The sequence below is a fragment of the Enterococcus sp. AMC2644 genome (assembly GCF_058216475.1).
On sequence record NZ_CM177095.1, the window covers coordinates 1,116,471 to 1,135,945 of the forward strand.

14 protein-coding genes are annotated in these 19,475 nt (G+C 38.2%); 7 read left to right on the forward strand and 7 right to left on the reverse strand.

Annotation, left to right across the window (positions count from 1 at the left end; genetic code table 11):
- Positions 1–36: 36 nt before the first annotated feature.
- The 3 genes from recG to AC4BC5_RS05355 form a co-directional block, all read right to left on the reverse strand.
- Entirely contained in the window at positions 37–2,064 is a 2,028-nt protein-coding gene (recG, locus tag AC4BC5_RS05345; protein ID WP_490497127.1) for an ATP-dependent DNA helicase RecG, read from the reverse strand.
- Positions 2,065–2,172: 108 nt separating this feature from the next.
- Positions 2,173–3,834, reverse strand: coding sequence for a DAK2 domain-containing protein (locus tag AC4BC5_RS05350; RefSeq protein WP_490497128.1), 1,662 nt, complete (start codon positions 3,832–3,834; stop codon positions 2,173–2,175).
- A 53-nt stretch (positions 3,835–3,887) separates the two neighbouring features.
- Positions 3,888–4,250, reverse strand: coding sequence for an Asp23/Gls24 family envelope stress response protein (locus tag AC4BC5_RS05355; protein ID WP_016176255.1), 363 nt, complete (start codon positions 4,248–4,250; stop codon positions 3,888–3,890).
- Positions 4,251–4,523: 273 nt separating this feature from the next.
- Between AC4BC5_RS05355 and rpmB the strand changes: the two genes are divergently transcribed.
- From rpmB to AC4BC5_RS05380, 5 genes are all read left to right on the forward strand, one after another.
- The gene (gene rpmB, locus AC4BC5_RS05360) at positions 4,524–4,712 is read left to right on the forward strand and encodes a 50S ribosomal protein L28 (protein WP_016176256.1); all 189 of its coding nucleotides are present in this window, start codon (positions 4,524–4,526) and stop codon (positions 4,710–4,712) included.
- 188 nt (positions 4,713–4,900) lie between these two features.
- Positions 4,901–5,527 (forward strand): NfeD family protein, encoded by a 627-nt coding sequence (locus AC4BC5_RS05365; protein WP_490497129.1) that lies wholly within the window; start codon positions 4,901–4,903, stop codon positions 5,525–5,527.
- 1 nt (position 5,528) lies between these two features.
- Positions 5,529–6,530, forward strand: coding sequence for a flotillin-like protein FloA (floA, locus tag AC4BC5_RS05370; protein ID WP_490497130.1), 1,002 nt, complete (start codon positions 5,529–5,531; stop codon positions 6,528–6,530).
- Between the two features lie 5 nt (positions 6,531–6,535).
- Positions 6,536–7,057 carry a hypothetical protein gene (locus tag AC4BC5_RS05375; protein ID WP_490497131.1) on the forward strand — a complete coding sequence of 174 codons (522 nt, stop codon included), beginning with the start codon at positions 6,536–6,538 and terminating at the stop codon, positions 7,055–7,057.
- A gap of 105 nt (positions 7,058–7,162) precedes the next feature.
- Positions 7,163–7,705, forward strand: coding sequence for a hypothetical protein (locus AC4BC5_RS05380; RefSeq protein ID WP_490497132.1), 543 nt, complete (start codon positions 7,163–7,165; stop codon positions 7,703–7,705).
- 35 nt (positions 7,706–7,740) lie between these two features.
- Here AC4BC5_RS05380 and AC4BC5_RS05385 read toward each other — a convergent pair whose 3' ends face one another.
- Positions 7,741–8,184 (reverse strand): 8-oxo-dGTP diphosphatase, encoded by a 444-nt coding sequence (locus AC4BC5_RS05385; protein ID WP_490497133.1) that lies wholly within the window; start codon positions 8,182–8,184, stop codon positions 7,741–7,743.
- 184 nt (positions 8,185–8,368) lie between these two features.
- On the opposite strand from AC4BC5_RS05385, the gene AC4BC5_RS05390 reads away from it, so the two are divergent.
- Entirely contained in the window at positions 8,369–10,927 is a 2,559-nt protein-coding gene (locus tag AC4BC5_RS05390; RefSeq protein WP_490497508.1) for a YfhO family protein, read from the forward strand.
- A 50-nt stretch (positions 10,928–10,977) separates the two neighbouring features.
- Here AC4BC5_RS05390 and AC4BC5_RS05395 read toward each other — a convergent pair whose 3' ends face one another.
- On the reverse strand, positions 10,978–12,420 hold the full coding sequence (locus tag AC4BC5_RS05395; protein WP_490497134.1) for a glutamate synthase subunit beta: 1,443 nt from the start codon (positions 12,418–12,420) through the stop codon (positions 10,978–10,980).
- Between the two features lie 5 nt (positions 12,421–12,425).
- On the reverse strand, positions 12,426–16,910 hold the full coding sequence (gene gltB, locus AC4BC5_RS05400) for a glutamate synthase large subunit (protein WP_490497135.1): 4,485 nt from the start codon (positions 16,908–16,910) through the stop codon (positions 12,426–12,428).
- A gap of 319 nt (positions 16,911–17,229) precedes the next feature.
- On the opposite strand from gltB, the gene glnA reads away from it, so the two are divergent.
- Complete coding sequence (glnA, locus tag AC4BC5_RS05405; protein WP_490497136.1) at positions 17,230–18,570, forward strand: type I glutamate--ammonia ligase; 1,341 nt, start codon at positions 17,230–17,232, stop codon at positions 18,568–18,570.
- Positions 18,571–18,614: 44 nt separating this feature from the next.
- On the opposite strand, the gene truA is transcribed toward glnA, so the two are convergent.
- Positions 18,615–19,355 carry a tRNA pseudouridine(38-40) synthase TruA gene (gene truA, locus AC4BC5_RS05410; RefSeq protein ID WP_490497137.1) on the reverse strand — a complete coding sequence of 247 codons (741 nt, stop codon included), beginning with the start codon at positions 19,353–19,355 and terminating at the stop codon, positions 18,615–18,617.
- Positions 19,356–19,475 lie beyond the last annotated feature (120 nt).

The following is a 19,475-nucleotide window of genomic DNA, read 5'->3' on the forward strand; positions in this document are numbered from 1 at the left end:
TCCTTCCTTAATTCGTTTCTTAGTATATCATACTCATTAATCAAAAAATTGATTTTCGCCCTCTTTTTCTAAGTAGGTAGCTAGTGCTGTATACTCGGGGAAAATTTCCCAATTTTCCACTTTCCAGAGTGCTTGTGCTTCTTTCCTTGCAACCTCTAGAATATGTGCATCTGTCACTAAATCGGCAGCCGCAAATTCTGGTAATCCTGATTGACGGAAACCAAAAACTTCTCCTGGGCCACGTAATTCTAAATCTTTTTCGCTGACTACAAAGCCATTTGTCGTTTCAGTCATAATTTTCATACGTTCTTTTCCAGTATCATTTTTAGGATTAGCTACTAAAACACAATAAGAAGCTTCCGCACCTCGACCAACACGTCCGCGTAATTGATGTAATTGCGCTAACCCAAAACGGTCGGCATCAATAATTAACATCATCGTGGCATTTGGAACATTAACACCAACTTCAATAACAGTCGTTGAAACTAAAACTTGACTTTCGTTATTTTTAAATGTCTCCATGATGGCATCTTTTTCGCTATTTTTCATCTTTCCATGTAACAGACTGACTTTAAATTTTGGTTCAAAATATTCCTGTAATTCTTCATAAATAGCTACGGCATTTTGGACATCAAGCATTTCAGATTCCTCAATTAAAGGACAAATTACATACATTTGATGTCCTGCATTGAGTTCTTGATAGGACCATTCCAATACTTTGGGCATTTGCGGTGGACGAATCCAACGTGTTTCTACAGGAATACGACCAGCTGGCATCTCGTCAATAATCGATACATCCATTTCACCGTAAGCTGTAATTGCTAAAGTTCTCGGAATTGGCGTTGCTGTCATAAATAAGACATCCGGTTGAAAACCTTTTTCACGTAAGACACGTCGTTGATTTACGCCAAAACGATGCTGTTCATCTGTGATAACTAAGCCTAAATTTGAAAAATCAACATCCTCTTGAATTAACGCATGAGTTCCCACAATCACGTCAATCTCCCCATTAGCTAAATCAGCTAAAATTTCTCGACGAGCTTTCGTTTTGGTAGAACCTGTCAATAAAGCTACACGAACCTTAGAAGCAACAAAAAGCTGTTGTAAACTTTCCATATGTTGTTGTGCCAAAATTTCGGTTGGCACCATGAGAGCTCCTTGAAAGCCGGCTGTGACGGTTGCATATAAAGCAATTGCCGCCACAACTGTTTTTCCACTTCCTACATCGCCTTGAAGCAAACGCTGCATATGCTTTGGGCTTCGTAAATCACGACAAATTTCATTTGTCACGCGTTTTTGAGCACGCGTCAGCTCAAAAGGTAGTCCTTGCGTAAAAGTCTTCAATCGTTCAATATCATATAAAACGGCAATACCATTTGTCTCTGCCTTTTCAGCTTTCTTTAACCCTTGAATTCTCATTTGGAATAAGAAAAATTCTTCAAAAACTACCCGACGTTTGGCTTGATGATGCTGTTTTGGATCTAACGGAAAGTGCATCGCATACATCGCTTCTTTTTTTGACAGCAGGCGATATTTGTCAATTAATGAGACAGGCAAATTTTCTTCAATTTGATCAGCAAACTGGTCAAAAGTTTTGGTAATCAAATCAATTAAAGTTGTTTGACGAATTGCTTTGTTTACATGATAAATTGGCGCAAAATCGCCTTCACTGTTACTTCCAAGGATTTTCATACCCGTTAATGTTTTGCGTTTAGCATCCCATTTCCCATAGACTGCAATATCTTCTGATACCACAACTTTATCTTTCAAATAAGGCTGATTAAAAAAAGAAACACTAAAAACATCGTGCTCTTGCATCATTCGAAATTGTAGACGTGTTTTTTTATAACCAAAACGACTAACCACTGGCGGCGAGACAACCAGTCCTTTAATCGTCACTTTTTCTTGATCTTGAATTTCTGCGAGTCGTCGTTCTTGAATATCATCATAACGAAAAGGATAGTACGCCATTAAATCTCCTACCGTATTGATGCCTAAATCAGCTAAATCTTTTGCACGTTTTTCACCAACTCCAGCTAATACACGAACAGATTCTTGTAACATCGTACTTCCTCCTTTCTTCTAAAAAAAGCTTGGTTCAAAGTGAATTGACCAAGCTTTTTTTAATTTTTTGCGCACTCACTAAGTAAATATACGCAAAGTGGCTATGTTTTATTCTGCTGAGAATAAGTATGGATAAACTGGTTGATCGCCAGTATGGATTTCAATCTCTAAATCGCCATTAATTTCAAGCAACGCTTTTTCCATTTTTTCAGCGCCTTCTTGTGAACCTTCTTCACCAATAATAATTGTAATAATTTCTGTATCTTCGTTCATCATTTTTTCTAATGTTTCCATTGAAACTGTAAATGAATCAGCCTTTGATACAACGATTTTACCATCAATCATCCCTAAGAAGTCACCTTTTTTAATTTCAATGCCATCAATGGATGTATCACGAATCGCATGAGTAATTGAACCACTCACAACGCTATCTAACATTTCAGTCATTGCTGTTTTATTTTCAGCTAATGATACTTGATCATTAAAAGCTAACATTGCTGTCATTCCTTGAGAAATTGTCCGAGATGGAACCACTGCTACTGGGATTTCAGCAACTTCTGCCGCTTGCTCTGCTGCCATGAAAATATTTTTGTTGTTTGGTAATACAATGACTTGTTCTGCATTAACTTCAGAAATAGCTTTTAAGATGTCTTCGGTGCTTGGATTCATTGTTTGACCACCGCTGATAACATAAGCAGCCCCTAGACTGGTAAACAATTCTTGAACACCACTACCTGCTGCAATGGCAATAATGGCATAAGGTGTCCGTGGTTTTGCTTGTGGCCCATCATTTTCTAAAATTGTTTCGTGTTGTAGACGCATGTTATCAACTTTTACTTTAACTAATGAACCAAATTTTTGGCCGTAATTCATTACTTCACCAGGATATTCTGTATGCACGTGTACTTTGATGATTTCATCATCATTGACAACTAACAAAGAATCCCCTAGCTCATTTAAATAGTTACGGAAAGTTTCATAATCAAATTCACTTTCAACAGTTGGACCTTCACCAATTTTCACCATGATTTCGGTACAGTAACCAAAAGTAATATCTTCTGTAGATAATTGTCCTTGCACGCTACGGTGATGTTCAGCATTCACCATCTCATCCATTGCAGATGGCGTGACAAAGTTTTCTTCAACAACATATTCACCATTTAAAACACTTAAAAAGCCTTCATAGATGAACAACAGTCCTTGACCACCACTATCAACAACACCCACTTCTTTTAAAACAGGTAGCAAATCAGGTGTTTTAGCTAAGGCACGTTTTGCACCAGTTACTACCGCTGTCATAACTTCTACGCAATCATCCGTTTCCGCAGCTTTTTTCTCACCAAATTCTGCTGCGACACGAGCAACAGTTAAAATTGTTCCTTCAACAGGCTTCATCACTGCTTTATAAGCAGTTTCTACGCCATGTGTAAATGCTTTTGCCAAATCTTCGGCAGTCAATGTATCCACTGTAGGAATTTGTTTAGCAAATCCACGGAATAATTGAGATAAGATAACACCAGAGTTACCGCGCGCCCCCATTAATAAGCCTTTTGATAAATGGTTCGCTAGTTCTCCAACTTTTTCAGAAGTTGAATCGGCTACAGCTTTTGCTCCACTTGTCATTGATAAGTTCATATTCGTCCCAGTATCGCCATCGGGAACTGGGAATACGTTTAATGAATTGACGAACTCTGCATTTGTTTGTAGACGATTGGCGCCAGCTTGAACCATTTCTTGGAACTGCCCTGCGCTAATATTCGTTACTTTCACTGATAAATCCTCCTTAAGATCAACCGCTGACTACTCAGCTTGTTGTCTGCCTACTAATCAGGCAATACACGTACACCTTGAACAAATACGTTCACTGAATTGGCAACAACGCCTAACATTGTTTCGAGATTGTATTTTACTTTTTCTTGAACATTACGAGATACTTCTGAAATTTTTGTTCCGTAGCTTACGATTGTATAAACATCCACCGCAATGCCATTTTCTTCTTGACGTACTACAACGCCTCGAGCGTAATTTTCTTTACGTAAAATTTCATTGATATTATCTTTGATTTGATTTTTACTTGCCATACCTACAATTCCGAATACATCCGTTGCAGCACCACCGACAACCGTTGCGATTACCTCATTCGTAATTTCAATTGTTCCAGATGACGTTTTAATTTTTACAGCCATGATAAAGCCTCCTTAACAGACTATTGGTCTATTTTCTTCTACAATATTCTAACATAGCTACCCTACAATTAAAAGAAGAGCGCTGTTAAATGGATACGGACAATAAATCCATTAAAAAATAGCTTTATAACCTTGTTTAATTTACAATGTTCTTACAAAAAAGTCAATGAATGAAGGAAAATATACTTGCAAAGAGATAAAAATTATGATAAATTCATACAGTATGAGCCGATTTTTAGCGCTCCAACATCAAGGCAAAGGAGGAAATAAACAATGGCAAAAGTTTGCTACTTTACTGGTCGTAAAACATCAAGTGGTAATAACCGTTCTCACGCAATGAATGCTTCAAAACGTACTGTTAAACCTAACTTGCAAAAAGTTCGCGTATTAATCGACGGAAAACCTAAAAAAGTTTGGGTTTCAACTCGTGCTTTGAAATCTGGAAAAGTTGAGCGCGTTTAATTAAACACAATTGACCAACCGTTCGACTACGAGCGGTTTTTTTCTATTCTAAAAAGCAAGGCAACCAAATGAGCAATCATTTGGCTGCCTTGCTTTTTCATTTCTTCCTGTACGGTTCGATATGACAAGTTAGTGATAAGATGGTATCATTATAATTAGAAACACAAATAAATACAGGAGGTTATGTTATGGAAGGTTTGCTACTTGCCGTTGGATTTCTAGGGATTGTCTGTGCCCTTTTAACTCGATGGACAAAAACAGGAACTCTTGTCACTCTTGTCAGTTTCTACTTTTATTTCGATGTCGTTGGAATCGAAAACTGGGTGCCTTTAATTCTGTTTACACTAGGACTACTCCTTATCGTATTTGAAATCTTAATCCCTGGGTTTGGCTTTGTTGGCCTCCTAGGTACTGCCCTAGTTATTGGTGGGTTATATTATACGATTGGTGATATTTTCCAAACCATTCGCGATTTAAGCATGTCAGTCGTTATCTCAACAGCTGTGATTGTTTATTTAGTTCGTCGTGGTTATTCATTGGCTGGAATCAACAAACTTGTCTTGAATACCAACTTACAAACGCAAAACGAAGAAAAAGCAGAAGAAAACAAAATTGTTTTACAACCTGGCTTAGTCGGGATTGCGCAGACACCTCTGCGGCCTTCAGGCAAAGCAACATTTGGTGGAGCCGATAGTCCAACGTACGATGTCTTAAGTACAGAAGGCCTCATTTCAATGGACACTCCCATTGTCATCGAAAAAATTCAAGGAACAAAAATTTTAGTCAGAACTTATACAAAGAAAGGTGATGAATAGTATGTATATTTCAGATACAGGAAGCAGTTACATCGGGCTAGTTATTTTAGCAGTTGTCATTTTATTTGCCCTCGCGCTATTTTTACGTTTTGTCCCCGTAGGATTATGGATTACCGCTTACTTCTCGGGTGTAAAAGTTAGCATTGGTACGTTAATTGGAATGCGCTTACGAAGAGTCAATCCACAAAGAATTATCCAACCATTAATCAAAGCCACTAAAGCGGGTTTAGTGTTGTCAACCAATGAACTGGAAGCTCATTATTTAGCTGGTGGGAATGTCAATCGAGTAATTGATGCACTCATCGCTTCACAACGTGCGAATATTGATTTGGAATTTGAACAAGCTGCCGCCATTGATTTGGCAGGCCGTGACGTATTTGAAGCTGTCCAAGTATCCGTTAATCCGAAAGTTATTGAGACACCCAAAATTGCAGCTGTAGCAAAAAACGGAATTGAAATTGTCGTAAAAGCAAAAGTAACCGTTCGTGCCAATATTGAACGTTTGGTCGGTGGTGCCGGTGAAGATACAATCATCGCCCGTGTTGGTGAAGGGATTGTTACTACTGTAGGTTCTTCTGCCAAACATTCAGATGTGTTAGAAAATCCCGATTCCATTTCCAAAACCGTCTTGAAAAAAGGCTTGGATTCAGGAACTGCCTTTGAAATCCTATCGATTGATATTGCCGATGTTGATGTGGGTCGTAACATTGGTGCTGAATTACAAACAGACCAATCAGAAGCCGATAAAAATATCGCCCAGGCTAAAGCCGAAGAACGCCGCTCAATGGCGGTCGCTCAAGAACAAGAAATGCGCGCCGAAGTTCAAAAAATGCGTGCGAAAGTGGTGGAAGCCGAAGCCGAAGTTCCATTGGCTATGGCTGAAGCATTACGCAGTGGCAATCTAGGAGTCATGGATTACTATAAAATGCAAAATATCAATGCAGATACTGAAATGAGAGCAGCAATTTCTGAACAGGCAGAGCAACCCGACGAAGAAGCGTGATCGTTATGTATAGTATCTTTGCATTAATCATCCAATTTATTTTTAGCTTTGGACCGTTACTTCTTTTCATTTTATTCGTGTCGTTTGCCAGAAAAGCCAGAAACGAACAACGAAAAAAGCAACAGCAACAAAGTGGACAAACGATGCGTGCCGGACAGCACACCACAGCTAAAACGTCCAGCAAAGGCTTCATCCAACAAGTGAAAGATGAATTCCAAACTGCTTATCAAGAAGAGCAACAAAAGCAAAAACGCAATCAACAAACGGTTCAAAAACGGCAATTAACAGCAGCCGAAAAAGCGAAACAAGAGCAAACAAAACAGCGATTGCAACAATTACAGCAACAGAAACAACACGTACCGGTACGTGTCCAACCAACAACAGTCAACACACCGTCGAAAGCAAAAGCAAAAGCAACACCCGCCAAAACTAAAACAGCGAGCGTTTTACCTAAAAAACAACTGGTGAATGCGATGATTTACAAAGAAATCTTAGATAAACCATTAGCATTACGCGAAAAACATTAAGCAAAGGATTTTTCCTTTGCTTTTTTATCGCCTCTAATTGAAAACCCTTATATTTACAGCGTATAATAAAATAAAGCAGAATATTCATGGCCGAGGAGTGAGAAAATGAAAAAGAGTATTTGGGGATTTATTATTGTAGTGACATTGATTTGTGGAGGAATCTTCTTCTATTTGTCGTCGACACCTAAAGAATCAAGCGATGTGATACGTTTACCAAGCGAACAAGCATCCATTTCTACTTATGAAATCAAGCGACCGAAAGATCAAGAAATCTATCTTAACAGCCGTTATTTCGGAAGCAAGAGTGACACTCCAAGTTTAGATACCGTCTCTTTTGTCAATTACAAAGAACAAACCTACCACTTAACTTTCACCACAAGCGAAGATCATAAATCTTTATCGATTCGACTAGCAAAAGCAGATACAGGTGAACCGTACACAGAAACTACGCACAATATTGAAGATGATCCCTTTAGTTATATCGCTTTCATTCCCTTTGAAAAAGTCAAACCTGATAATGTTATTGGTGTCGTTGTCTCGACTAAAAATCCTGAAACTCTTGAAAAAATAAAAGAAAACCCTGAAAAAGCTCGAAATTATATCAAAAAATATGACCACCTCTACCAACAAGTGGTCGTAATCAACTAAGCTCCCCATAGAAAAAGGATTCCACGGGGAGTTCGTTACAATAAGTGCACTTGCTCGTGCTCATCATAATAAAATTCGGACAATGCCTCATCTACAAAAACCTGATACATTGCTAAAAAATCTTCGGCTAAAACATAGTTGGTCAAATCATCTTTCTCAATCCAAAAAACCGCTCCTTCACGTGATGCTTGCAGTTGTCCGCTAGCTTTTGCACGATAAAAAAACACCACATATCGTTCGTGACTGTTTGTTTGAAATTGCTTCACGCCACATAGCACCGGATTTGAAATCACTAAGCCGGTTTCTTCTTGAACTTCTCGAATGACCGATGCACAAAAAGATTCGCCTTTTTCGACATGACCACCAGGAAAAGTCACACCTGGCCAATCCGCTTTTTGACGATCTTGAATCAAAATTTGTCCTTTTTCATTTTCAATCATACACATATTGGTAAAGATTGCTTGCTCTGCTCGCGACATGGTGAACTCCTTTCATTTTTTTGTATCGTAACATATATTTTTTTATAAAAAAATAGCTTTGCTACAGCTATTTTTGTTACTTCTTTTGATTCTATGTTACACTTAAAGCAAAAATTTCATTTCATGTTAGGAGGCAATTTTCTTGGCAACGATCAAAACATTTTGCAAGCAAAATAAAACCTATATGCTCGCAAGCTTCTTTATTCCTTTTCTGCTGATGGCAATTATTTATTTGACCATTGGTATTTTCCCAGGAAGCAGTCGCAGTGTGTTAGCCAGCGATGCATTTTCGCAATTTTCTAATTTCCATGCAAGTTTTCGAAATGTTTTACTAGGAAAACAAAGTATTTTTTATACATGGCATGCTTCCTTAGGTTTGAACTATCTGTCATTAATTTCCTATTATCTAGGCGGATTTTTCACGCCCTTAGTTCTTTTTTTTCCAAATCAGTGGATGCCTGATGCCTTATACTTTTTAACTTTAATCAAAATTGGAAGTGCTGGCTTAGCTTTTTGGTTTTACGCTAAACACACATTTAAACTGAATCAATGGCACCATGTTACTCTAGCAGTTTGTTATGCTCTCATGTCCTTTGTCACTGCCCATTCAGAACTAATTATGTGGCTGGATGCATTTGTTTATTTGCCATTAATTATCTGGGGAATTAATCGGTTATTAGATGAAGGAAAAGCCAAACTACTATTTATTAGTTACTTCATGCTTTTTTTCTCTAGTTTTTACATGGGCTTTATGATTGGTATTTTCTCCGTTCTCTATTTCCTTGCTCGCTTATTTAGTCATTGGCATACCTATAAAAAACGTATCCTACCTTATGGGATTACGTCACTTTTAGCCGGTGGTGCGTCAATGATTATTATTTTACCAGCTATTTTAGACTTACGAACAAATGGTGAAGAATTAACGAAAATCACTACGTTGAAAACAGCTGCTACGAGTTGGTTAGATTTTTTTATTAAAAATATGATTGGCGTCTATGACAATACAAAATACGGTTCCATCCCTTTCATTTTCGTTGGTTTAGTTCCGTTACTATTTTGTACTCTTTACTTTGTTTCCCGAACAGTTCCTTGGAAAAACAAACTAGCTTATCTAAGCATATTCGCTATATTAATAACTAGCTTCTACATCACCCCACTAAACCTATTTTGGCATGGAATGCATGCACCAAACATGTTTTTATTTCGCTATGCATATCTAGTCTCTTTTTTAATTGTAATGCTTGCTGGGTATGGTTGGGAACAGTTTAAAGTAAACGACCGCGGAACGATGTTAGGCATCTTATTAACGTGGATTATCCTGTTTGGTTTAGCTTATGGCTTTATTCCGAAGGGAAGCTATGAGTATCTCACATTGACTTCTTTTGTATTAACAATTGTCTTTTTAATTGTTTACAGCTTAGTCGTTGCTTTTTATCAAAAAGGTTTTTTTACCAAGAAGCGTTTTGCTTTATTTACTTTATTGTTTGTTTCTTTAGAGATGGCTTTAAATACGAATGGGATGGTTCACGGGATATTAGATGATTGGAATTACGCTTCTCGCAGTTTATATACTGAACCATTTAAAGATATTAAAAATTTAGTTAATCAAACAAAAAAAGAAAATGATCGTTTTTATCGATTAGAAAATCTTGACCCCGTATCTTCAAACGATAGTATTAATTATGGATACAATGGGATTGGCTTATTTTCTTCTATTCGTAACCGTCATTCTTCAAGTTATTTAAATCAACTTGGTTTTCGTTCACGAGGAACCAACTTAAACATTCGCTACCCAAATAATACTGTATTGATGGATAGCTTAATGGCTGTGAAATACAACCTATCCAAACAAGATGTTGCAAAATATGGTTTTAATGAAGTCGCAACTAGTGGGCCTTATCACCTTTATGAAAATCACAATGCTCTACCATTAGCTTTTTTAGCTAATCCAACAATTAATGAAATTGAGCAATACGAAAATGATAACTTAGGTAGCCAAACCAATTTAATGAATGGATTGACTAATTTAGATGAACAGTATTTCCATTTTTATCCAATCACTCTTATCGGTACTAAAAATACGAAAGTGACGGAACAAGGAAATCATACAAAATTTACAGAAGAAACAAATAATATTGCCAAAGAAGTCACTTGGCAAGTGACAGTTCCTGCTCATTCGCAGGCTTATTTAAGCTTATATCCAACCAATTTTGCACAGCTTGAAAGCTCAACTGCTTCTATTACTGTTAATGGCGAGTCTCGGAAAACGCAAGTTGGGATCAATGGACAATACTATAATTTAGGTTATTATGAGGCACCTACAACAGTGGAATTTACCGCTAGCTTTTATGGAACTAAAGAAATTTCTTTCCAACATCCACAAGTTGTCACGCTAGACACGCAAGCCTATCAACGCGCGATTGATACCCTTCAACAACAAAGTGTCGAAATGACTACAGGTAAACGCAGTGCGAAAGGAACCGTCACAACCAATAAAGAGCAACAACTTATCACAACTATTCCTTATGATAAAGGTTGGCGCGCTACTTTAGATGGTAAAAAAGTTGATATCGACGCCTTCCAAGAAGCATTTATCAGCTTAAAAGTCCCTAAAGGAACCCACGAAATCAAATTAACGTATTTACCCCCTGGTTTCTTAGTGGGCGCTTTCTTATTTGTTGTCTGTCTTGCTTTATTTATTCTTTTTGATCGTTCTTATACAAAAAAACGAACAGAACTATAAGCGTTCCATTCGTTTTTAGGCTGTTGGAATGGGACCATTCCAACAGTTTTTTATTGGTAACTTAGTGCACGTAAAGACTCATCCATCTTTTCAGCTGCTAAACGCCCTTCGCGGATTCCCCAGATGACTAAACTAGGACCACGTCTCGCATCGCCAGCGACCATCACACGTTCATTATTCGTTGTATAATCATCATAGATTTCTTCCACATCAAATGCATCAAACAAGGCGTTTTCTGGACCCAAAAATCCCATCGCAAGTAAGACTAAATCTGCTTTTAAAACTTTTTCAGTTCCTTCAATTGGTTGGAAATTTGGACCAACCTTCACTGTTTCAATTGCAATTAGTTGTCCGCGCTCTGCGCCAATAAAAGCACTTGTCGATGTTGCATAAGTCGTAAGTGGTTCTTGATATAAAAATTCAGCTTCTTCTTGCCCATAGCCTTTACGACTAGTCATTGGATATTCAGGCCATGGATTGTTGTCTTGGCGCTGTCTGGGGAGTTCAGGAGTGATTTCCAATTGGCGAACAGATGCCGCACCCTGTCGCACCGCTGAACCGATACAGTCATTTCCTGTATCCCCACCGCCAATCACGACAACATGTTTCCCTTCCAACTTGCGACTAGTCGCTTGCTTTCCGTGTTTTAAAACATCTCTTGTTGCTTCTGTTAAATAATCGACTGCGAATCGTACACCTTCTAATTCCCGGCCAGGAATTTTCAAATCACGTGGGACACTTGCGCCCGTGGCAAGCAGGACACGATCATATTCTGCTTGCAGTTCTTCTGCCGAAACATCGCGACCGATTTCAGTATTTGCAATAAATTCAATGCCTAACTCTTCCATCAAATCAATTCGACGTTGCACAATTTCTTTATCCAGTTTCATATTAGGAATGCCATACATCAACAAACCACCAAAACGATCACTACGTTCATAAACGGTAACCTGATGTCCTAATTGATTTAAGCGCCAAGCAGCAGACAAACCTGCGGGACCACTACCAACAACTGCTACTTTGAAGCCTGTTTTTTCTTCAATTGGTAATCCAGACTCTTTCACCCAATCATTTTCAAATGCTGTATCAATAATAAAACGTTCATTGTCATGAATTGCTACACCATCTCCATTTAAGGCTTCAGTACACCCTTTCTCACAAGGTGCAGGACAAACGCGGCCGGTCATTTCAGGTAAGGGGTTAGTGCGTGCAAGACGTTCAAATGCTGCTTTATACCGACCTTGATAAACCAAATCGTTCCACTCTGGAATCAGATTATCATTGGGACAACCAGAAACGGCTCGTTGTCCTCCATAAAAGGAGCCTGTATGACAAAATGGGATACCACAGCTCATACAGCGTGCTGCTTGTTCTTGTCGTTCTTCTTCTGGCAGAGGTGTTTGTAATTCATGCCAATCAAGAATTCGTTCCTCCACCTCACGATACGGATTTTCTTTTTTTGGATATTTTAAAAAACCAAATGGATCTGCCATTTTACTCACTCCTTTCCAACTGGAATCGATAATTGTTTGCCGACAACGGCTTCAAAAGCTTTTGTTAAGACTTCATCTTCTGAAAAACCTGCGCGACGCATTTCATTGGTTGCTTCAACCATGCGGTGGTATTCGCGTGGATAGACTTTAATAAAGTGTTGACTCGTAGCTTCCCAATCCTGTAAAATTTCAGCAGCTTTTAAAGAATCTGTATATTGGAAATGTTTTTCAATTAATTCTCTTAATTGATAATCATCTTCCGTTTCACCTACACGGTACAATTCAACCATTTCTAAATTGCATTTTTCTGCAAATTGATTTTCTGGATCATAAATATAAGCAACCCCACCAGACATACCCGCACCAAAATTCCGACCGGTTTTGCCTAAGATAACGACTGTGCCACCAGTCATATATTCACAACCATGGTCGCCTACACCTTCCACAACAACATTTGCGCCACTGTTTCTAACACAGAATCGTTCACCAGCGAATCCTCTAAAATACGCTTCTCCTCGATTCGCTCCAAAACAAGCGACGTTCCCAACAATCGTTGAATTTTCAACATCATAACTTGCATCTTCTGGTGGAACAATAATCAAACGACCACCACTCAACCCTTTAGCAACATAGTCATTCGCTTCACCAATTAGTTTCAATTCCATCCCTTGCACCGTAAATGCGCCAAAACTCTGACCAGCAATTCCTGTATAAGTATAACTTAACACCCCTGGTTTCAATGCATAGTTGCCAAAACGTTCCGCAATCCAACCACCCATTCGTGCACCGACTGTACGTTGAACATTGTTAATTGTCTGTTGAACAGTTGTATGCTGTTCTGATTCAATCGCAGCTTGAGCATACGTATCTAGCTCTTTCCATTGACGTTTCTCTAAAAACGGATCAATCGTCTTGCGCGCAATACCTAAATCATGTCCAATCATTTTCGAGAAGTCTAATGATTTTGCTTTTCCTTTAGCAACAAAACGCGGAACTAAACATTCGGCATGTCCAATCATTTCGTCAATGGTTTTAAAACCTAGTTCTGCCATGACTTCCCGTAAATCTTCTGCTAAATACATCATCATATTGACAATATGTTCTGGTTTTCCGGCAAAGAATTTTCGCAAAGCAGGATTCTGTGTGGCAATCCCCACTGGACAAGTATTTAAGCTACAAACACGCATCATCACACACCCAATTGCGACCAATGGTAATGAAGCAAAACTGTATTCCTCCGCACCTAAGAGAACAGCTATCGCGATATCTCGGCCGGTCATTAGCTTCCCATCCGTTTCCAAAGTCATTCTTTGACGTAAATTGTTCATTAACAAGGTTTGATGGGCTTCAGCTAGTCCCATTTCCCATGGAAGCCCTGCATCCCTTACTGCCGTCCGAGGCGATGCTCCTGTTCCACCGTCATACCCTGAAATAACAACGACATCTGCACCAGCTTTAACAACACCCGTAGCAATCGTCCCAACACCTGTACTAGAAACTAATTTCACATTAATTTTGGCATATGGATTCACTGTTTTTAAGTCAAAAATCAGTTGTGCTAAATCTTCAATTGAATAAATATCATGATGAGGTGGCGGTGAAATTAGTTGAACACCCGGAGTAGAACCACGAATTTCCGCAACCCACGGAAAAGCTTTATTAGCAGGTAATTGTCCCCCTTCTCCAGGCTTCGCCCCTTGCGCCATTTTGATTTGTAACTCTTCTGCGTTCATTAGATATTCTGTATTTACTCCGAAACGACCAGAAGCCACTTGTTTAATTTTACTATTATAATTTTTCCCATCCGGCTGAATCTTAAAACGTTCGCGGTGTTCGCCACCTTCACCACAATTTGATTTCGCACCGATACTATTCATCGCTTCCGCAATACATTTATGCGCCTCTTCACTTAAAGAACCGTATGACATCGCACCCACTTTAAAACGTTTAACAATGGTTGTTGCTGGCTCGACTTCATCGAGATAAATCGATGGTCTTGACTTTTTAAACATCCACATCGAACGTAAAGTAGTAGGATTTTCTAGCGCTTCATGCTCCATTTGTTCTGCGTATTTTTTGTACAATTGATAATCATTGGTACGAACAGCTTTTTGGAAGTTGTAAATCGTTGCTGGGTTATACAAGTGGTGCTCACCATCAGCTTTATATTGGAAACTTCCTCCTGAGGACAAATAATCCTGACTTTTTTCACCAAATGCTGATTTATAACGCAAACTATATTCTCTTTCAATCTGTGTTAATGATAAACCACCAATTCTAGAAACGGTTCCAGTAAAATATTTGTCAGTAACTTCATTCGAAATCCCTACTACTTCAAATAGCTGTGCCCCATGATACCCTGCAACAGTCGAGATTCCCATGCGTGACATAATTTTAATAATGCCTTTCTCACATGCTTTTCGGTAATTTTCAATTTTCTCATTCAATTCAAAATAAGCTAATGTTGCGTATGCCCCGTACGGATGAATACCACTAGCACCATAGCCAATCAAGGTTGCATAATGATGAATTTCGCAAACCTCAGCAGTATCTACAACAATAGAAGCTTTAGCACCTTTTCGCTGCCTTACTAAATAATTGTAAAGGCCAGAAACAGCTAATAAAATAGGAATTGGTCGTTTACCTTTCGTTGCGTTTCTATCCGATAAAATCAAAATCGTTGCACCTTGATCAATCTTTGCTTCAGCTTCTCTAAATAAAGAATCTAATGCATGATATAATCCGTTTTGTTTTGTTTCGGAATAATCATATAGAATAGACTGAGTTGCTGCTTTTTGATGTTTCTGTTTTAATTGTTGAATCTTTAAAAAGTCATGAGTAGTCAAAATCGGACTATTAATTTTTAATTTCCGACAATTTTGCGCACTGTCTTTTTCAATTTCTCCATCGCACCCTAAAAATAGTTCGGTACCGATGACCATCTTCTCACGAATGGCATCAATTGGTGGATTGGTCACTTGAGCAAATTGCTGTTTAAAATAAGTAAATAATGATTGTGGTTTTTCACTCAATACCGCTAAGGGTGAGTCAAAGCCCATAGAAACAACCGGTTCCTCTCCTTTTTCCGCCATAGGAATAATCAATGTACGAATCATTTCATCCGTATAACCAAACATTTTCCATAACGTCAACATATCCTCTTCAGTAAAAGCGGAGGTTTCCGCCACTTTAGGTAACGTTTCTAAAGTAAGTAATTGTTTTTCTAACCATTTACGATAAGGGTGAGCTTTTGCATAATGTTCTTTAATTTCTTCATTGTGATGAATTCTCCCGGTCGTCGTATCCACTAAAAACATATTAGCTGGACCTAAAACTCCTTTTTCAATAATAGTAGAAGCTGGTAAATCGACGACACCCGATTCCGAAGCAACGACTACTAAGCCATCTTCAGTAATCCAATATCTCGATGGACGTAAGCCGTTTCGGTCTAACGTCGCACCAACCATTTTTCCATCTGTAAAACACAGAGCAGCTGGACCGTCCCAAGGAGTCATAAAACTTGCATTATATTCATTAAAAGCCGTTAATTCTTCTGATAAGTTAGCTGTTTTTGACCAAGCTTCCGGTACCATCATCATCAAAGACTGTGGGATATCTCTGCCATTTCGATATAAATATTCTAAGCAATTCTCTAGTTTGGCTGAATCAGAATTTTCTTCATCATACATTTCAATTTGATGACTGTGCATCCAGTTTTCTGCTCCACGTAACGTATTGATTTCACCATTGTGAGCTAAAAAGCGAAATGGTTGTGCTCGATTCCAGCTTGGAAAGGTATTAGTAGAAAAGCGAGAATGCGTTAGAGCAATACTAGTTTCCATCTCTGAATCTTGTAAGTCTGTGAAAAATAATCCGACTTGATAAGCATGTAACATTCCTTTATAAACGATTGTTTGACTAGATAAACTACAAATAGATAATTCATCGGCTTGATAGCTTTTTTCGAGGTTTCTTCGCAAATGGTATAGTTGATCTTCAAACTGTCTACCCGAGTCTACATCGATGGGTTTTTCAATAAATAATTGAACAAAGCTAGGCATAACTTTTTGGGCGCCAGGACCACATTGATAGAATGCATATGGCACATCTCTTTCCCATAACACACGAAATCCCGCTGCAGAAATATCTTTTATCATCGATTGTTGCAACGAACGTTTTTCTTCTTTATCTTTAGGTAAAAATAACATTGCTACTGCATACTCTGATAATTTAGGTAAATGAATACCTGCGTTTAAACTTCCTTTACGAAAAAAACGATCCGGCATCGCCATTAAAATCCCTGCACCATCGCCAGTGTCAGCTTCTGCGCCTGTTCCTCCACGATGATTCATCCGCTCTAACATCATCAATGCATAATCTACTAATTTTCTTGAAGCTTTTCCTTCTCTTTGAGCAATAAAGCCCATGCCACAAGCATCTTTTTCAAAACTAGGACTATACATTGTTTGTTTCATCATTTCACTTTTCATGGAACCACCTTCTTCTGAATATTCTGAAAAATAATCACGGAAACATTATTCGTTTTTAATTATGTTAGATTATATCACATCATTTTTTAATAAAACAAGATAATTCGTATTATGACTGATGAGAATCATTATCATTTCAAAAAAATAATTGCTCATGTTACATTTTCTTACATAAACAGTTGACAAGCAAAAAAATAATTGGTATAGTTCCAATATAAATTGAATGGAACGAACTGAAACGAGGAAAACCAACTTTTTCAGTGACTTCCTTCAACTTACTACATTAATAGATAACAATTAATAAAAAGGATGGGATAATATGACCAAAACGAGCAATACCGTAGCCAAAATTAAAGAAATTGCCAAAAAAGAAAATGTCCGCTTTTTACGTTTGATGTTTACCGATATTCTTGGTGTCATAAAAAATGTAGAAGTTCCAATTAGTCAATTAGACAAAGTATTGGAAAACAAGATGATGTTCGATGGTTCTTCAATTGAAGGCTTCGTTCGTATTGAAGAAAGTGATATGTATCTTTATCCAGACTTAAGCACATGGATGATTTTCCCATGGGAAAGCGAACATGGAAAAGTCGCACGTTTAATTTGCGATATCTATAATCCTGACGGTACTCCATTTGCCGGAGACCCACGAGGCAACTTAAAACGCGCTCTTGCAGATATGGAATCTCTTGGTTTCACTTCTTTCAACTTAGGTCCTGAACCAGAATTTTTCCTATTTAAATTAAATGAACACGGTGAAATTACCACAGATTTAAACGACCAAGGTGGCTATTTCGATTTCGCTCCAACCGATTTAGGCGAAAATTGTCGTCGTGATATTGTTTTAGAATTAGAGAGCTTAGGTTTTGAAGTCGAGGCATCTCACCATGAAGTAGCTCCTGGCCAACATGAGATTGACTTTAAATACGCCAATGTTCTAGAAGCTTGCGATAACATCCAAACATTCAAACTAGTGGTTAAAACAATTGCCAGAAAACATGGCTTACACGCAACATTCATGCCAAAACCATTATATGGAATTAACGGCTCTGGTATGCACTGTAACATGTCATTATTCAAGGGTGATGAAAATGCCTTCTATGATCCAAAAAATGATATGGAATTAAGTACAACGGCCTACCAATTCCTAGCTGGTCTCTTAGAACATGCACGTGCATATACAGCAATTTGCAACCCAACTGTCAACTCTTATAAACGCTTAGTTCCAGGATACGAAGCACCGGTTTATGTGGCATGGTCTGGCAGAAATAGATCTCCATTGATTCGTGTACCAGAATCACGTGGTTTATCCACACGTTTAGAATTACGTTCTGTGGATCCTTCAGCCAATCCGTACTTAGCAATGGCCGTTTTATTACAAGCTGGTTTAGACGGGGTTAAAAGAGAGCTTACACCGACACCAGCGGTCAACAGCAACATTTATGTGATGAACGAAGACGAGCGTGCTGCAGCAAAAATTTCAGACTTACCTTCAACTTTACACAACGCTTTAAAAGAATTGCGTAAAGATGAAGTTGTAAAAGATGCACTAGGCGACCATATCTTCAATAACTTCTTAATTTCTAAACGTTTTGAATGGGATGCTTACAAACAATCCGTTTCAGAATGGGAAAGAGAACAATATTTAGAACTTTATTAAACAAAAAAAAGGTATCAGAAATCTCATAGATTTCTGATACCTTTTTAATAGCGAACTTCTTTTAAATAAAGACCTTCCGGATGAGCTGTGGGACCAGCTAAATTACGATCTTTCGCTGCAATAATCATAGGAATACTATCAGCCGACATACGATCATTCCCAATTTTTAAAAGCGTCCCAACCATAATCCGAATCATTTTATATAAAAAACCATCTCCACGGAAAGTGAATATTAACTCATCCCCTGCTTCATTAACAGTCACATTTGCTTCATAGATAGTTCTCGTCTTATCTTCGACTGAACTACCTGTCGCACAAAATGATGTAAAATCATGTGTTCCCAAAAAGTCAGGTAAGGCACGCTCAATTTGTGATACATCAATCGCATAAGGAAAATAACTTGCATAAAAGCGGCGAAACGGACTACGTGGTTTCCCAATATCTACCCGAAATTCATAGATTTTTTCTTTTACTAAATAACGTGAATGGAAATCCTCAGCAGCTATTTCTACCGATTTTACAGCAATATCATCCGGCGTTTGTGTGTCTAGTCCAAAACGCATTTTTTCCAATGGACGTTCATACGGAAAATCAAAATGGATAACTTGCCCCAAAGCATGTACTCCCGCATCTGTGCGTCCTGAACCATGTATTTCTATTCGTTGATTCGCCATTTTTGTTAACGTCTTTTCTACTTCTTCTTGAACAGTACGTCCGGAAGACTGGCGTTGAAAACCATTAAAATTTGTTCCATCATAGGCAATGATGGCTTTATATCGAACCATGTTTTTCTTCCCTTCAAATTATCATTCTAACAGCAAACTATCCGAACTACAAAATGCACTCATTAGCGCCTCTGCTCCCATATAGTTCGGATAGTTTTCACTTTTATTTATGCTAACGTT

Coding starts and splice junctions, on each gene's coding strand:
- gltB (WP_490497135.1), bottom strand. CDS start 16,910: ATGAAAAGTGAAATGATGAAACAAACAATGTATAGTCCTAGTTTTGAA.
- AC4BC5_RS05365 (WP_490497129.1), top strand. CDS start 4,901: ATGGAAGGTTTGCTACTTGCCGTTGGATTTCTAGGGATTGTCTGTGCC.
- floA (WP_490497130.1), top strand. CDS start 5,529: ATGTATATTTCAGATACAGGAAGCAGTTACATCGGGCTAGTTATTTTA.
- AC4BC5_RS05355 (WP_016176255.1), bottom strand. CDS start 4,250: ATGGCTGTAAAAATTAAAACGTCATCTGGAACAATTGAAATTACGAAT.
- truA (WP_490497137.1), bottom strand. CDS start 19,355: ATGGTTCGATATAAAGCCATCATTGCCTATGATGGAACAAATTTTAAT.
- AC4BC5_RS05390 (WP_490497508.1), top strand. CDS start 8,369: ATGCTCGCAAGCTTCTTTATTCCTTTTCTGCTGATGGCAATTATTTAT.
- glnA (WP_490497136.1), top strand. CDS start 17,230: ATGACCAAAACGAGCAATACCGTAGCCAAAATTAAAGAAATTGCCAAA.
- recG (WP_490497127.1), bottom strand. CDS start 2,064: ATGTTACAAGAATCTGTTCGTGTATTAGCTGGAGTTGGTGAAAAACGT.
- rpmB (WP_016176256.1), top strand. CDS start 4,524: ATGGCAAAAGTTTGCTACTTTACTGGTCGTAAAACATCAAGTGGTAAT.
- AC4BC5_RS05380 (WP_490497132.1), top strand. CDS start 7,163: ATGAAAAAGAGTATTTGGGGATTTATTATTGTAGTGACATTGATTTGT.
- AC4BC5_RS05395 (WP_490497134.1), bottom strand. CDS start 12,420: ATGGCAGATCCATTTGGTTTTTTAAAATATCCAAAAAAAGAAAATCCG.
- AC4BC5_RS05385 (WP_490497133.1), bottom strand. CDS start 8,184: ATGTCGCGAGCAGAGCAAGCAATCTTTACCAATATGTGTATGATTGAA.
- AC4BC5_RS05375 (WP_490497131.1), top strand. CDS start 6,536: ATGTATAGTATCTTTGCATTAATCATCCAATTTATTTTTAGCTTTGGA.